The organism is Arthrobacter sp. ISL-85 (assembly GCF_018613675.1).
Taxonomy (GTDB): domain Bacteria; phylum Actinomycetota; class Actinomycetes; order Actinomycetales; family Micrococcaceae; genus Arthrobacter.
The window spans coordinates 104,519-119,930 of record NZ_JAGGPQ010000006.1; the positions used below are offsets into that span (position 1 = coordinate 104,519).

Sequence of the window (15,412 nt, forward strand, 5' to 3'; positions counted from 1 at the left end):
CTCAGATCACAGAAATAACCCGGACTCCGCCGTCGTTATGCATGAAGTGCCCGCCGCGACCCGGCCGGCAACTCTTACGAAACGTTCCTGAAAGGCCGCACCCGACGTGACTCTTCCCCTCTCCATTCTTGACCTGGCAACCATCGGCAAAGGCCAGACGGCGGCGGAGAGCTTCGCAGGCAGCGTTGCCATGGCGCAAAGCGCCGAGAAGCTGGGCTACCGGCGCGTATGGTACGCCGAGCACCACAACATGTCCTCCATCGCCTCTTCAGCCACCAGCGTGCTGATCGCCCACGTGGCCGCCCACACCGAGAGCATCCGGCTGGGCGCCGGCGGCATCATGCTGCCCAACCACTCCCCGCTGACCATCGCCGAACAGTTCGGCACCCTGGAAACCCTGCACCCGGGCCGGATCGACCTGGGCCTGGGCCGGGCGCCGGGCAGCGACCAGAACACCATGCGCGCTCTGCGCCGTGACCCCATGTCCGCGGACAGCTTCCCGCAGGACGTCCTGGAACTGCAGGGCTACCTGACGGGCCCCACCCGCATCCAGGGCGTCGAAGCCACCCCGGGCAAGGGAACCAACGTTCCCCTGTACATCCTGGGCTCCTCCCTGTTTGGCGCCCGCCTGGCCGCGCAGCTGGGCCTGCCCTACGCCTTCGCCTCGCACTTTGCCCCCGCGGCCCTGCAGGAAGCGGTGGCCATTTACCGCCGCGAGTTCAAGCCCTCCGCCCAGCTGGACGCCCCGCACGTCATCGCCGGCGTCAACGTCATCGCCGCCGATTCCGCCTCCGAAGCGCAGGCCATGTTCCAGGCCACCAAGCGCGCCCGCGTCTCGCTGTTCTTCGGCGGCGGTACCCGGGAATTCACCGACGACGAGGCGGACATGATCCTGGACTCGCCGCAGGGACGGCACATGGCACAAATGATGACCTACTCCGCGGTGGGGACCCCCGACGTCGTCATTGACTACCTGGACAGCTTTGGCAAGCACGCCGACGCCGACGAACTGATCGTGGCGCACCAGAGCAACGGCACCGAGGCGCGCCTGCGGTCCGTCGAGCTGCTGGCCCAGGCCGCCGGACTGGCGCGGGTCTGACATGGCCAACGCAAAAGACGGCGTAGGGTTCCGGTCCGAGCGCGGGCCCATCCTCATTGCCCTGATGCTGTCCACGGGACTCGTGGCCATCGACTCCACCATCGTGGCCACTGCGGTGCCGTCGATCGTCCGGGACGTGGGCGGGTTCGCGTCCTTCCCCTGGCTTTTCTCCGCCTACCTGCTGGCGCAGGCGGTGTCCGTCCCGATCTACGGCAAACTCTCGGACATGGCGGGCCGCAAGCCCATCATCCTCACCGGCATCGGCCTGTTCCTGCTCGGCTCCGTGCTCTGCGGCGTGGCCTGGAGCATGCCGTCCCTGATCGCCTTCCGCGCACTGCAGGGACTCGGCGCGGGTGCGGTGCTGCCCGTGGCCGTGACCATCGCCGGCGACATCTACACCCTGCAGGAGCGCGCCAAGGTCCAGGGCTACCTGGCCAGCGTCTGGGCCATCTCCTCCGTGGTGGGCCCCAGCCTGGGCGGCATCTTCTCCGCCCTGGGCATCTGGCGCGGCATCTTCCTGGTCAACGTGCCGCTCTGCCTGCTGGCCGGGTGGATGCTGATCCGCACCCTGCACGAAAACGTGGAACGCGCCCCGCACAAGGTGGACTACGCCGGCGCCGTCCTTTTGGCCGGATCGCTTGGCCTGCTGATCCTCGGCGCCCTCCAGGGCGGCCAGGCCTGGGCATGGAACTCGCCCATCAGTATTGGCGTGTTCGTGGTCGGGGCAGTGCTGCTGGCTGCATTCCTGCTGGTGGAGCGGCGGGCAGCGGAGCCCATCCTCCCCGCCTGGGTGGTGTCCCGCCGCCTGCTGGCCACCACCGCGCTGGTGTCTTTCGGCGTTGGCGCCATGATGATCGGGTTGACCTCATACGTGCCCACCTTCCTGGAAGGCGCGCTGTCCTCCTCGCCGCTGGTCGCCGGCCTGGCGCTCGCAGCCCTGACCCTCGGCTGGCCGCTCAGCGCCTCGCAGGCCGGGAAGTTCTACCTGCGGATCGGGTTCAAGTCCACCGCCTTGATCGGCATTGCCATTGCCGTGCTGGGCCTGCTGATCCTGTCGTTGACGGCACCCTCGCCCAACGTGGCGCTGATCGCGGTCAGCTGCTTCGTCGTCGGGCTCGGCCTGGGCCTGCTGGCCACCCCCACCTTGATCTCCGCCCAGTCCAGCGTGCCCTGGCATGAACGTGGTGTGGTCACCAGCACCAATATGTTTGCCCGGTCCATCGGCAGTGCCCTGGGTGTGGCCGTGTTCGGCGCCGTTGCCAACTCCATTTACGGCGGCAGCAGCGGTGGCGACGCCGAACCCTCTACTGTTATCTCGGCGTCCGGGGCTGTCTTCCTGGCCGCGCTGGTGGCCGGGCTGCTGACCGTTGCAGCGGTTCTGGTTATGCCCGCGGTGAAGGCCGAAGACGCCGGCCAGTCCGATGCTGAGGCAGCGCCAAGCAGTGCGGAAGGCAGCCCAACTAGAGGGACCCGCGGCTAGCGGGCCGCCCGGAAGATCGACGGTGCGGGGCGGGTCCCGGTGGCAAGGTCGGCCAGGATCCGCCCGATGACCGGCGTGAACTTGAAGCCGTGCCCGGAGAATCCCGCGCCGATCACCACCGGCCCTATCCGGTCCAGGATGAAGTCCTCATCCGGGGTGGTGGTGTAGGTGCAGCTGACGGCCTCAAACGAATCAGGGTCGACGCCGGGCAGCCACTGCCGGGCGTATTCCTGCAGGGCGGCGAGCTGGACCGGCTCCGGCAGGAAATCCCTTTTGTCCGGGTCCACCACCGGGCCCACCCCGTGCCAGCCGGCCTTGATGCCTTCGTCGGGGGTCTGCATCCCGTAAACGGGGGAGTACCAGCCTTGGTAGTCCGGTCCCGGGTAGTGGTTGAATCCCGGCCATACCGCCCCGGTGTCCGCTACGCGGAAGTGCGCCGGCTGTTCCTGCGTGACCGTCAGCTTCGGGATCCGCAATGCCGGGTTCCTCCCTGTGGTGCCGCCGCCAACGCCGCCCAACAGCTTCTCCGTCCAGCCGCCGGCGGTCACCACGGCCTGGGCTGCGGTGACCACCTCCGTGCCCGCAGCAGATTCGAGCGCCAGCCGCACGCCGTCGTCGAACACCTCGAAGCCCACCACCTTGGTGTGGTGCCTGATCTCGGCGCCCCGGGCGGCGGCGAGGCGCTGGAAGGCCGGCAGCGCGGCCTCCGGGTTCAGCTGGCCGCCGTCGGGCATATGTGCAGGACCTGCTGGTCGAAACGGATCCCGCGCCAGCGTTCGCCCGCCTCGGCGAGGTGCAGGAATTCCGCGCGGATGCCGGCATCCGCAAGGGCCGCGGCGATTTTCTGGAGGTCACCGCCCGGGCCGTGGTTGACCACGCCGGTGCGCGCCAGCAGCTGCACGCCGCTTTCCTGCTCCAGTTCGTCCCACAGGGCCAGTGACTCTGCCAGCATGGCCACGTAGTCCGGCTGGTGGTAGCCCGGGTTCAGGTTTCGGGTGGCACCGTGGGAGGCGCCGATCTTGTGCCCGGGCCCGAATTGCTCCACCAGTGTCACCTGCCGGCCGCGGCGGGACAGTGCCCAGGCCGCGGCGGATCCCATGGCCCCGCCGCCGATCACCACGGTGTCCAGCACAGTATTCATCAGCCCTCCAAGGTGCGGTTTTTGCGGTCAACAGTCATGCCAGCAAAAGCGCGACGCCGATCATCGCCGGCACTGCCACCACGGTAGTGATCAGCACGGTGTCCTTGGCCACGGTGAGCCCCGTCTGGTATCTGCTGGCCGCCACGAACACATTCTGCGCGGTTGGCAGGGAGGACGTGACCACCACTGCAAACAGCGCGTGGCCGTCCATGCCCAGCGCAAAGCGGGCAAAAACATAGGCCAGGGCGGGCTGGACAGCGAGCTTGAAGCCGCTCGCGAGCAGGGTGTCCACGCGGCGGCCGGCAGAGGCCTGTAGCGGGCGCGTGCCGTTCAGGCTCATTCCAAACGCGATCAGCATGGCCGGTATTGCTGCGCCGCCAATGAGGTGGATCGGCTCCATGACCAGCGCCGGAACCTGGAAGCCGGTGCCTGCCACCAACAGGCCCAGGCCGGAGCCGACGATCATGGGGTTGCGCAGGATCATCAACCCAAACCCCAGGACGGTGGTGCGGTGCGCGCTGGTGATTGAGTCCAGGATCATGAGGAACATCGGGGTGAAGAACGCGAGTTGGAAGATCAGCAGCGGGGCCACATAGCTGGCGTCGCCCAGGACATATACCGCAATGGGAATACCTAGGTTCGCCGAATTCGCCAGCGACGCAGACATGGCGGACATCAACGATTCGGGAAGGGCACGCTTCAGCCAGAACCTTGCCAGCGTGAAGAACAGGGCGGCGGTGGCGATGGCGGCCACCGCCGTGACCAGGAGCGGTTGGGCGAAGACTTCCTGCAGGCGGGCTTTGCTGAGGGTTTCAAAGAGCAGCGCCGGGCTGGCGACGAAGAAGGTGAGGCCGCTGAGGACGGGCCGGGCATTGTCGCCGAGGATCCGCCGCTTTCCAACGAACCATCCCACCAGGATGATGCACCAGACCACGAAGAATCCCGCCAGCACCCCTAGCAAGGATCAGCCGTTCGGGCGCGGCGGAGGCAGGTACCGGGACACACGCTCCGGTTACAGGGTGGCGTTGTTAAGCGCGAAAGGAGGGCGCGTCATGCCGGGAGTGAGGCCCTCTGCGGGATCGTTGCCCAGCTGGATGATCCGGTTGTCCTGGTTCACGTGGACCACTCGCGGTTGGTAGGCCCTTGCCTCTTCGGTGGTCATCTCGGCGTAGGTAATCAGGATGACAATGTCGTTCTCGTGCATGAGGTGCGCCGCTGCACCGTTGATGCCGATCACGCCGGACCCGCGCTCACCTGCGATGGTGTAGGTTTCAAGCCTTGCGCCGTTGGTGACGTCCACAATGGACACCAGCTCGCCGGGCAGTATGTCGGCGGCCTCGAGCAGGTCGAGGTCAACGGTGACCGAGCCGACGTAGTGCAGGTCGGCGTGCGTGACGGTGGCCCGGTGGATTTTGGACTTGAACATTGTGCGATTCATAACGGCTCCAGTCTAGACCTGCGGCCCCTTACCTGCAGTGACGCACGAAACACGTGACCTCTTCTGCACAGTGCCGCAGGGTCGCCCGTCGCCGTCCCTCGCCACTGCGGCGGCGGCCGCGGCGAGGGTTTCCCGGGCGGCCAGGATCGCCGGGCGGTGGGCGCTTGAGCGGCGGACCGAGGTGAAGATGGTGCGGTGCGGCTTGCCGGGAAGTTCCAGCAGCCGGGCGGTGGTGCCGCGGCCGGTCCACACGAGGTCCGGCATCAGGGCAACGGCGTTGCCGGACTCGATCAGGCGGGCCTGCGCCTGCAGGTCTGCGGTTTCGAAGCGGACATCCGGCTCGAAGCCCGCGCTGCGGCATGCCTGTTCCGCCCAGTGGCGTGATGCAGCACCCCGCGGTTCCATGACCCACGCAAGGCCCGCCGTGTCCTCGATCCCGCTGATGGCGGGCCCGCCGTCGGACGCCGGGGGAACGGCCAGCCGGATGGCATCGGTGGTCAGCTTCACCCGGTCCAGCTCCGGGTAGCGCGGCGCCGCGTGCCCGGGGTACTGCTCCGCGATCACCAGGTCGAAGTCCCGCGCCCATGTTTCGTGCAGCGCCGTCTCCGGCTCGCGCTGGACCATTTCGATCCGGACCTCCGGGTAGGTGGCGGCCATGCGGGTCAACGTGTCCGGCATCAGGGCGAGCGCCGCCGACTGGAAAACCGCTATACGCACCGTTCCCGTGACCGTGGTCAGGGAGGCAGCCAGGTCCGCCTCCGCATGCTCCAGGGTTTCCAGCAGCTGCGCCGTGTGAGCCACCAGGACCTCAGCCTGTGGCGTCAGCTGGACCCGCCGCCCCGTCTTCCGGAGCAGCTCCACGCCCACTTCCTTCTCCAGGAGGGCCAGCTGCTGCGAGACCGACGACGGGCTGTACTGCAGTGCCTCCGCCACCTCTGCAAGCGTCCCCCGGATGCTCAATTCGCGGAGCAGCCGGAGGCGGCGAACATCGAGCATGGCGAATTCCTAACTGAAACTAACGAATATAGGTTAGAAGTAGCCACTTTATCTAACGCAATCGGCCGAGCATACTGTTGGAACCGAGTTACCCCCGTCACAGCCATGGTTCTTGGCGTGCCGCGGCGGGGTCGCACCCCCAACCAGGAGTTCCCGATGAGCAGTAAAGATTTGAGCCAATCGATCATGAGGCGCAAGCCGATCGATGACATCGAAGAAGAGAACAAGCACAGCGGACTGTTCAAGTCCCTCGGGCTGTGGCAGCTCACCGCCATTGGCGTTGGCGGGATCATCGGCGTCGGCATCTTCTCCCTTGCGGGACTGGTGGCCGCCGGCAGTGAAGGCAACCCGGGAGTGGGGCCCGCGGTGCTGATTTCCTTCCTGATCGCAGGCCTCGCTTCAGCGGCGGCGGCCTTGTCCTATGCGGAGTTCGCGGGCATGATCCCGCGCGCAGGCTCTGCCTACACCTATGGCTACGTGGCACTCGGCGAGGTGATCGGCTGGTTCATCGGCTGGGACCTGCTGCTGGAATACATCGCGATCGTCGCGGTGGTGGCCATCGGCATCTCCGGCTATCTGGACGCCTTCCTCGCCGGCATCGGCGTCCACCTGCCGAGCTGGATGACCTCCACGTTTGACGAAGGCAAGGGCGGCATCATCAACGTCCCCGCCATCCTGGTCTGCCTCCTGGTCACCTGGATCCTGTCCCGCGGCACCAAGGCGTTCGGCCGGTTCGAACTGGCGGCCGTGGCCATCAAGGTGGTCCTGATCCTCTTCATCATCGGGCTGGGCGTGTTCTACATCGACACCAAGAACTACAACCCGTTCATGCCCAGCGGCTTCGGCCCTGTCGTGGCGGGCTCCGCCACCGTGTTCTTCGCCGTCTTCGGTTATGATGCCATGAGCACCGCCGCCGAGGAAGCCAAAGACGGCAAGAAGCACATGCCCAAGGCCATCGTGCTCTCGCTCATCATCGCCATGCTGCTCTACGTGGCTGCCACGCTCGTCCTGACCGGCATGCAGAACTACAAGGACATCGACCCCAAGGCAGGCTTCGCCTCCGCCTTCACATCGGTGGGCCTGCCCGTTATTGCCACCATCATCTCGGTGTTCGCCGTCCTGTCCATCCTCACCGTGATGCTCACCTTCCTGCTCGGCGTGACCCGCGTCTGGTTCTCCATGAGCCGCGACGGCCTGCTCCCCGGCTGGTTCGCCAAGACGGACCACCGCGGCACCCCGCAGCGCGTCACCTGGATCGGCGGCGTCGCATCGGCCTTCCTCGCCGGCGTCTTCCCCATCAAGGCGGTCGCGGACCTGACCAACATCGGCATCCTGGCCGCGTTCGTCGTCGTCTGCCTGTCCGTGATCATCTTCCGCTACAAGCGGCCCGACGCGCCCCGCACGTTCCGCCTGCCCCTGATGCCCGTGATCCCGGCGTTCGGCGTCCTGGCCTCGGCCTTCCTGATGCTGCAGCTGCATTGGGAAACCTGGCTGCGGTTCGTGGTGTGGCTGATCATCGGCTTGGTGATCTACTTCAGCTATGGACGTAAGCATTCGCTGATGAATCCCAACAGCCCCCGGCACCAGGAGCTCGTCGAGCTGCACCGCCCGCTGACCTGACCCTCCCTCCAACGCCCGCTCACATTTGGCGGCTCTTCCTGAAACGCCCGCTCACATTTGGCGGCTTTTCCTGAAACGCCCGCTCACGTTTGGCCGCTTTTCCTGAAACGCCCGCTCACTTACGGTGTGGACAGCGAACCCTCCTGCACGTCACGCGCAGGAGGGTTCGCTGGTTAACCACTAAAGGTGAGCGGGCGTTTGGGTTTTGGGTGTCAAAGGTGAGCGGGCGTTGGGGTCTTAGGGGCGGTATGTGAGCGGGGGTTTGGGGGTGGGTAAAAGCGTTGGTTTTTCTAACCAGTATTGGTCGGAAAAGATCGCTTTATCTTATGTGAGTTGAAGCTCATACTGGTGGAAAGACCTCCCAGAACACCAGAAAGATCGGGAAAACCATGACCCATGTTGCAATGGAACCGGCAGTCGCCAAAGCGGCCACCCCGCAGACGGTCGACGTCGACGTCCCCCAGGCAAAGGCCCTCGCCCATGAGGCGGTCGCCTTGGTCCGGCGCTGGCTCACCGAGGCCGCGAAGGTTCCGGTGGATGCCTCCGCAGAGCAGTTGGCCGGCGTCCTGAAGGACCCCAACGGCCTGGACTTCACGGTGGGCTTCGTGGACGGCGTGGTCCGTCCCGAGGACCTCAACGTCGCCGCCCGGAACCTCGCGAAGCTGGCCCCCAAGGTCCCCGCGTTCCTGCCCTGGTACATGCGCAGCGCCGTTGCACTGGGCGGCACCATGGCCCCCGTCCTGCCGCAGGTGGTCATCCCCGTGGCCCGCAAGGTCCTCCGTGAAATGGTGGGCCACCTGATCGTGGACGCCACCGACGCCAAGCTGGGCCCCGCCATCGCCAAGATCAGGAAGGATGGCATCAAGCTCAACGTCAACCTCCTGGGCGAGGCTGTCCTGGGCGAGCACGAGGCGTCCCGCCGCCTCGAAGGGACGCACACCCTGCTGGCGCGCCCCGACGTCGACTACGTCTCCATCAAGGTCTCCTCAACCGTGGCCCCGCACTCCGCCTGGGCCTTCGACGAAGCCGTGGAACACGTCGTCGAAAAGCTCACGCCGCTCTTCCGGCGCGCTGCCTCCTTCGCTGCGGGCGGCAGGAAGGCCAAATTCATCAACCTGGACATGGAGGAGTACAAGGACCTGGACATGACCATCGCGGTCTTCACCAGCATCCTGGACCAGCCCGAGTTCAAGGACCTTGAGGCCGGCATCGTGCTCCAGGCCTACCTCCCGGACGCCCTGTCCGCCATGATCCGGCTGCAGGACTGGGCCGCCGAACGCCGCGCCAACGGCGGCGCCGGCATCAAAGTCCGTGTGGTGAAGGGCGCCAACCTGCCCATGGAGCAGGTGGAAGCCTCGCTGCACGACTGGCCGCTGGCCACCTGGGGCAGCAAGCAGGACTCGGACACCAGCTACAAGCGGGTCATCAACTACGCGCTGCACCCGGACCGGATCAGGAACGTCCGGATCGGCGTGGCCGGCCACAACCTGTTTGACATCGCCTTCGCCTGGCTCCTGGCCAAGCAGCGCGGCGTGGAATCCGGCATCGAGTTCGAGATGCTGCTGGGCATGGCGCAGGGCCAGGCCGAGGCAGTGAAGAAGGACGTCGGCTCCCTGCTCCTTTACACGCCCGTGGTGCACCCGTCCGAGTTCGACGTCGCCATCGCCTACCTGATCCGCCGCCTGGAAGAGGGCGCCAGCCAGGAAAACTTCATGTCGGCAGTCTTCGAGCTCAGCGAGAACGAAGGGCTGTTCGAGCGCGAGAAGCAGCGCTTCCTCTCCTCGCTGGAGGCCCTGGACAACACCGTTCCGCTGCCCAACCGCAGGCAGGACCGCAGCCTTCCCGCCGAGGCCATGCCACACACCGGGTTCAGGAACACCCCGGACACGGACCCCGCGCTGCCGGCCAACCGCACCTGGGGCCGTGCCATCCTTGGGCGGGTACCGTCCTCCACCCTGGGCAACGCCTCGGTGAAGGCCGCATCCATCAATGACGAGGAAACGCTCAACGCCGCCATCGCCAACGCTGTGGAGAAGGGCAAGGCCTGGGGTGGGCTGTCCGGCAACGAGCGCGCCGAGATCCTGCACCGCGCCGGCGAAATCCTGGAAGCCCGCCGCGAGGACCTCCTCGAAGTCATGGCCAGCGAGACCGGCAAGACCATCGACCAAGGCGATCCCGAGGTCAGCGAAGCCGTGGACTTCGCCCACTACTACGCGGAGTCCGCCCGCAAGCTGGACACGGTCGACGGCGCCACGTTCGTCCCAGCCAAGCTCACCGTTGTCACGCCGCCCTGGAACTTCCCGGTCGCCATCCCGGCAGGGTCCACCCTCGCGGCACTCGCCGCCGGCTCCGCCGTCGTAATCAAACCCGCCAAGCAGGCCGCCCGCAGCGGCGCCGTCATGGTGGAGGCACTGTGGGAGGCCGGCGTGCCCAAGGGCGTGCTGACCATGGTGCAGCTGGGGGAGCGGGAGCTCGGCACGCAGCTCATCAGCCACCCTGCCGTGGACCGCGTGATCCTCACCGGCGGCTACGAAACCGCCGAACTGTTCCGGTCCTTCCGCAAGGACCTGCCGCTGCTGGCCGAAACCAGCGGCAAGAACGCCATCATCGTCACCCCCAGCGCCGACCTGGACCTCGCCGCCAAGGACGTGGCCTACTCCGCGTTCGGCCACGCCGGCCAGAAGTGCTCCGCTGCCTCGCTGGTGATCCTGGTGGGCTCCGTGGCTACGTCCAAGCGGTTCCACAACCAGCTGATCGACGCCGTCACCTCCCTCAAGGTGGGCTGCCCGCAGGACCCCACGAGCCAGATGGGCCCCATCATCGAGCCCGCCAACGGCAAGCTCCTCAATGCCCTCACCACCCTGGGCGACGGCGAGAGCTGGGCCGTGGAACCGAGGAAGCTGGACGACAGCGGGCGGCTCTGGAGCCCGGGCGTGCGCCACGGCGTCAAGCGCGGTTCCTACTTCCACCTGACGGAGTTCTTCGGCCCTGTCCTGGGCGTGATGACCGCGGACACCCTGGAAGAGGCCATCGCCATCCAGAACCAGATCGAGTACGGCCTCACCGCCGGCCTGCACTCCCTCAACTCGGAGGAAATGGGCATCTGGCTGGACACCATTCAGGCCGGCAACCTCTACATCAACCGCGGCATCACCGGTGCCATCGTCCAGCGGCAGCCGTTCGGCGGCTGGAAGAAGTCAGCCGTCGGCGCCGGCACCAAGGCCGGCGGCCCCAACTACCTGGCCGGCCTGGGCGACTGGGTTTCGGCGGAAAGCACCGCCACGGCATCTGTCACCCATGACGGTGTGCGCCGCATCCTCAATGTGGCAGGTGCGGCGCTGGAGCCCGCCGAACTTGAGTCCTTCCAGCGCGCGCTGGCGTCCGACGCCGAGGCCTGGGCTTCGGAGTTCGGCACCGCAAAGGACGTCACAGGCCTGGGCGCGGAACGCAACATCTTCCGCTACCGCAGCCTGCCCGTCACCATCCGGCTCTCCGAAGGCGCACCTTCGGCGCACCTCGTCCGGACTGTAGCAGCCGGCGTGCTGGCGGGTTCGGCACTCACCGTGTCCACCGCCGTCGAACTTCCCGCCCAGCTGCGCTCCGTGCTCACCGCACAGGACATCGACGTGACGGTGGAGTCCGACGCCGGCTGGCTGGCTTCCGCGGGACAGCTCGCCGCGGCGGGCAAGCTGTCTGGCGCCCGCATCCGCCTGATCGGCGGTGACGCCTCCGCGCTGGCCGCAGCCACCGGTGGGCGGCTCGATGTGGCCATCTACGCCCACCCCGTCACGGAAGCAGGCCGCGTGGAATTGCTGCCATTCCTGCATGAGCAGGCCGTCAGCGTCACCGCCCACCGGTTTGGCACCCCGAACCATCTTTCGGACGCACTGATCTAGCTTCAGGGCACAAAAAGGTCCGGTGGTTGAGCTGGTGGAACCAGTCCAACCACCGGACCTTGTTGTTAACAACTAGCCCAGGTACCAGCCGGGCGGAGTCCAGCTGACTGGGACGCTGTGGGCTGAGAAATCCTCACAACGGGTACAGGTGTAGGCCACCTCGCCAAGGGAGGCAACCGATCCGTCACGCCGATAGGTGGGCGGGATGTACGACTCGAGGTAGACGAACTCGTCCGTACGGCATTTGTCACAGGTGGGTTTTCCCACGTATCCGGAGTCAACGGAGGCATGTCCGGTTCCGAGGGTGTTCTGGCGGGTGGACGGCCGTGCGGGAGCGTACGGGCGTGCGTGTGCAGAACCTTGCTGGATGTTCCTGGCTGTCGTCATTGGCTGCCTGTCCCAAACACGTTTCCGGCATGCGGGCGCGCGCTTGATTCGGAGAACTGGCCTGCTGCTGGACCTTGAAAAACCAGCATAGGTGATGCCACCTCCCCTATCAATGGACACGCGCCCCCTATCTCCCCTAAATGCTGGAAATTGTGCCATCGGAGAGTTAAGTTTGGCGGTTAATGGTCCTTCCGACAATCGATTGGGTGAGGGCGTCGATCACCTCAGCGTTGGCCAGCGGGTTGCGGATCAGGGTGAAGTCCACGTCACCCACGGCGGGCAGGTCGAAGCGCCGGGTGATGATCTTCAGGTCTTCGGGCACCAGCGACGTGGGCATGACGGCCACGCCGATGCCCGCCCTGAGCGCCGCCAGGACCCCGCTGATCTGCCGGGTGGTGCAGGTGATCCGCCAGGTCCTGCCATGGGCCTCCAGCGCATCGATGGCCAGTTTCCGGCTGAGGCTCGGGGCAGGATAGGCGATCAGGGGCACGGGGCTTCCGGGTTCCATCACGGTCTGTTCCAGGCCCACCCACGAAAACGAATCGTGCTGCACCACGGTGCCGTCCTTAGCGCCGGCCACCCATTTCACGAAGACCAGGTCCAGCTGGCCGGCGTTGAGCTTGCGGTACAGCTGGTCGCTTTGGCCCACGGTCAGCTCCAGGTTGATCTGCGGATAGATCTGCCGGAACTCACGCAGGATCCGGGGCAGCCCGGTGATGGCGAGGTCGTCAGCGGTGCCGAACCTCAACCGCCCGCGCATTGCCGACCCCGAAAAGTAGCGGGCGGCGGCGTCATGCGCAGACAGGATACTGCGGGCAAACCCGGCCATCGCGTCCCCGTTGTCCGTGAGCCTGACGTCGCGGGTGTCCCGGGTGATCAGGCTGCGTTTGGCCGCCGCTTCGAGTTTGCGGATGTGCTGGCTGATGGTGGGCTGGGCCAGCCCCAGGCGCTCAGCAGCCTTGGTAAAGCTCAGGGTGTCGGCCACCGCCAGGAAGGAGCGCAACTGTGCTGGTTCAAACATTCCGGACTCCGGTGTCCTTTCGGCTGAGCGCCTATTGCGTTTTGCAATACGAGTTATAGGCACCATACCTCTCCATAATCCTGCCCGGCCAGCCTAGCGTTAAGGACATCCCAGACCGCCAGCAATTTTGAGGACACTCCTGTGGCACCGCCTCCGCCTTCGTCGGCCTCCGTTTCCCAGCCAGTCATCGACGCGGCGGCCGCAGCGCCGCCGGACAACCAGACCCAGCCGCTTCCGGTCGTCGCGGAGCGGCTCCCCTGGAAGCACACCTTTATCTCTCTGAAGGTGCCCAACTTCCGGATCTTCGCCGCCGGCCACTTCATCGCCGTCATTGCGGTCTGGATGCAGCGCATCTCCCAGGACTGGCTGGTGCTGCAGCTCTCAGGTTCCGTGACGGCCGTCGGAGTGACCGTGGCGCTGCAGTTCCTGCCGTCCCTGCTGCTGGGTCCGTGGGGCGGCATGATCGCCGACAGGTTCGCCAAGCGGAAGATCCTCATCCTTTGCCAGAGCATGGCCGCCATCCTGGCTGCAACCCTGGCCACGCTTGCCCTCACGGGCGTCATCATGGTGTGGCACGTCTATGCCATCGCCCTGGTCCTGGGCCTGGTGACGGTCCTTGACCAGCCCGCACGCCAGGTGTTCGTCAATGAGCTTGTAGGTCCCCGGTACTTGCGGAACGCCATCAGCGTTAACTCGACGACCTTCCAGTTGGGCGGCCTGATCGGTCCCGCCATCGCGGGCCTGCTCCTGACCGCTGTAGGCGCCGGCTGGGCTTTCGCCTCCAATGCTGTAGCGTGCTGCTCCACGGTGGCGATGCTCCTGATCCTGCGCAAGGACCAGCTGTACGTCAATGCGCCAACCCCCAAGAGCAAGGGAATGCTCCGGGAGGGGCTGCGCTACGCCTTGAGCAAGCCCACCATCTATTGGCCGTGGCTCATGGCCGGCTTCATTTCCGTGTTTGCCATGAGCCTGCCGGTGCTCCTGGCAGCGTTCGCAGACCACGTCTTCAAGATAGGCGCCGGCGGGTACGGTCTCCTCAACGCCCTGGTGGCACTCGGCGCGCTGTCCGGCGCCGTGGCGTCCACCCGCCGCCGGCAGCTGCGCCTGCGGTCCGTGGTGTTCTGCGCCGGAATGTACGGCCTGATGCTTTGCCTGGCAGTTCTGGCCCCGTCCATGGTGTGGTTCGGGGCTGCCATGGTGCTTTCCGGCTTCTGGTGCCTGATGTTCCTCACCGGCTCCAACCAGCTGGTGCAGGTCAGCTCCAACATGGGGATCCGCGGGCGGGTGATGAGCCTGTACATCATGGTGCTGATCGGGGGCCAGGCGCTGGGCGGACCCATGCTGGGCTGGATCGCAGAGCACACCGATCCGCATGTGGCCCTGCTGGTATCCGGCGGCGTGCCAGCGCTTGCGGCCATGACCGTGGGCATCATCCTGGCGCGGAAGGGGTCCCTGCAGCTCAAGGTGGATTGGCGGGACCGGCGGCATCCGGTGCGGATCGCACGGCGCGTGGCTGCGTAGGGGCTTAAGCGGTGGCCTGATCCGGCGGGAGGAACTGGAGCGGCTGACGGGAATCGAACCCGCGTATCAAGCTTGGGAAGCTAGCGCTCTACCATTGAGCTACAGCCGCAGCGCCGCCGCTCGCGCGGGGCAGAACTTAGCTTAGCGCAGATCTGCGGGCTCCCCGCCAACCCGGACCAGCGGCGGTTTCCGTGTCCTGCAACCCGGCACGTCATCCAGTAACTCTTCAATAACGTCGGCGGTGCCGGCTAGGTCCGGGCGGCTGGCGGTGGCTAACCTGATCCGCGTAGCGGCCGCGTTGGGGGGAGGCAGCTGTTGCGGCAGCCGAACGTCAACCACAGGAATTTCTTCATGGCAATCGCAGAGCACGAAGTCCTCATAGAACGCGACGCCATCGCCGTCTACCAATACCTCCTTGATGCCACCCATCTTCCTGCCTGGCGCAGCGACGTCCGCAGCGTGAAGCTCGTGCAGGGCCCGGTCGAGGCCAAGGGCGCCGTGTACCGGAAGATGGTTGCTGGACGCTCCGGACTGAGCATTCCCGCAGAGCTGGAGATCACCAATGTGCGGCCTGGTGCTGAAATTCAGTTCCACATTGTTTCCGGTCCTGCCATACGCTGGGGCGGCTTTTACCTCAGCTCCGAAGATGCCGGGACCCGGGTCCGGTTCGTAATGGAAGCAAAGCGCGAGGGGCGGTTCGGGTTCCTCAGCAGGTGGGCCTTCCTTGGCGGGATGCTCCAGCACCGGGTTAATTCCGATGTGGCACAGCTGGACCGGCTGAAGAACGTGCTGGAACTTCAGCCGGCCCTCTGA

General features: G+C 66.2%; 11 protein-coding genes, 1 tRNA gene and 1 pseudogene. 6 read left to right on the forward strand and 7 right to left on the reverse strand.

All coding sequences use genetic code 11. The features are described 5' to 3' along the window. Window positions 1–106 precede the first annotated feature (106 nt). Window positions 107–1,099 (forward strand): LLM class flavin-dependent oxidoreductase, encoded by a 993-nt coding sequence (locus J7I84_RS05370; protein ID WP_214941636.1) that lies wholly within the window; start codon window positions 107–109, stop codon window positions 1,097–1,099. 1 nt (window position 1,100) lies between these two features. Next, window positions 1,101–2,579, forward strand: a complete 1,479-nt coding sequence (locus J7I84_RS05375; protein ID WP_214941640.1) for an MFS transporter — start codon at window positions 1,101–1,103, stop codon at window positions 2,577–2,579. Here the strand turns inward: J7I84_RS05375 and J7I84_RS05380 are convergent. From J7I84_RS05380 to J7I84_RS05395, 4 genes and pseudogenes are all read right to left on the reverse strand, one after another. Beyond that, a pseudogene (locus J7I84_RS05380) lies at window positions 2,576–3,720 on the reverse strand (FAD-dependent oxidoreductase). The gene J7I84_RS05375 and the pseudogene J7I84_RS05380 sit on opposite strands and share 4 nt — an antisense overlap. Window positions 3,721–3,754: 34 nt before the next feature. Continuing rightward, window positions 3,755–4,681, reverse strand: coding sequence for an AEC family transporter (locus J7I84_RS05385; RefSeq protein ID WP_214941643.1), 927 nt, complete (start codon window positions 4,679–4,681; stop codon window positions 3,755–3,757). Between the two features lie 51 nt (window positions 4,682–4,732). After that, window positions 4,733–5,158, reverse strand: coding sequence for an aspartate 1-decarboxylase (gene panD, locus J7I84_RS05390; RefSeq protein ID WP_214941646.1), 426 nt, complete (start codon window positions 5,156–5,158; stop codon window positions 4,733–4,735). Window positions 5,159–5,170: 12 nt separating this feature from the next. Then, on the reverse strand, window positions 5,171–6,154 hold the full coding sequence (locus tag J7I84_RS05395; RefSeq protein WP_214941648.1) for a LysR family transcriptional regulator: 984 nt from the start codon (window positions 6,152–6,154) through the stop codon (window positions 5,171–5,173). Between the two features lie 156 nt (window positions 6,155–6,310). On the opposite strand from J7I84_RS05395, the gene J7I84_RS05400 reads away from it, so the two are divergent. Both J7I84_RS05400 and J7I84_RS05405 read left to right on the forward strand, forming a co-directional pair. Then, the gene (locus J7I84_RS05400) at window positions 6,311–7,774 is read left to right on the forward strand and encodes an amino acid permease (protein ID WP_214941651.1); all 1,464 of its coding nucleotides are present in this window, start codon (window positions 6,311–6,313) and stop codon (window positions 7,772–7,774) included. A 389-nt stretch (window positions 7,775–8,163) separates the two neighbouring features. Beyond that, window positions 8,164–11,670 (forward strand): bifunctional proline dehydrogenase/L-glutamate gamma-semialdehyde dehydrogenase, encoded by a 3,507-nt coding sequence (locus tag J7I84_RS05405; RefSeq protein ID WP_214941654.1) that lies wholly within the window; start codon window positions 8,164–8,166, stop codon window positions 11,668–11,670. Window positions 11,671–11,742: 72 nt separating this feature from the next. Here the strand turns inward: J7I84_RS05405 and J7I84_RS05410 are convergent, their stop codons facing one another. Then, on the reverse strand, window positions 11,743–12,057 hold the full coding sequence (locus J7I84_RS05410) for a hypothetical protein (RefSeq protein WP_214941657.1): 315 nt from the start codon (window positions 12,055–12,057) through the stop codon (window positions 11,743–11,745). Between the two features lie 166 nt (window positions 12,058–12,223). Continuing rightward, window positions 12,224–13,078, reverse strand: a complete 855-nt coding sequence (locus J7I84_RS05415; protein WP_214941660.1) for a LysR substrate-binding domain-containing protein — start codon at window positions 13,076–13,078, stop codon at window positions 12,224–12,226. A 141-nt stretch (window positions 13,079–13,219) separates the two neighbouring features. On the opposite strand from J7I84_RS05415, the gene J7I84_RS05420 reads away from it, so the two are divergent. Continuing rightward, window positions 13,220–14,599, forward strand: a complete 1,380-nt coding sequence (locus J7I84_RS05420; RefSeq protein WP_214941663.1) for an MFS transporter — start codon at window positions 13,220–13,222, stop codon at window positions 14,597–14,599. Between the two features lie 35 nt (window positions 14,600–14,634). Here the strand turns inward: J7I84_RS05420 and J7I84_RS05425 are convergent. Beyond that, window positions 14,635–14,708, reverse strand: a tRNA-Gly gene (locus tag J7I84_RS05425). A 242-nt stretch (window positions 14,709–14,950) separates the two neighbouring features. Here J7I84_RS05425 and J7I84_RS05430 point away from each other — a divergent pair. Next, window positions 14,951–15,412, forward strand: coding sequence for an SRPBCC family protein (locus tag J7I84_RS05430; protein WP_214941666.1), 462 nt, complete (start codon window positions 14,951–14,953; stop codon window positions 15,410–15,412).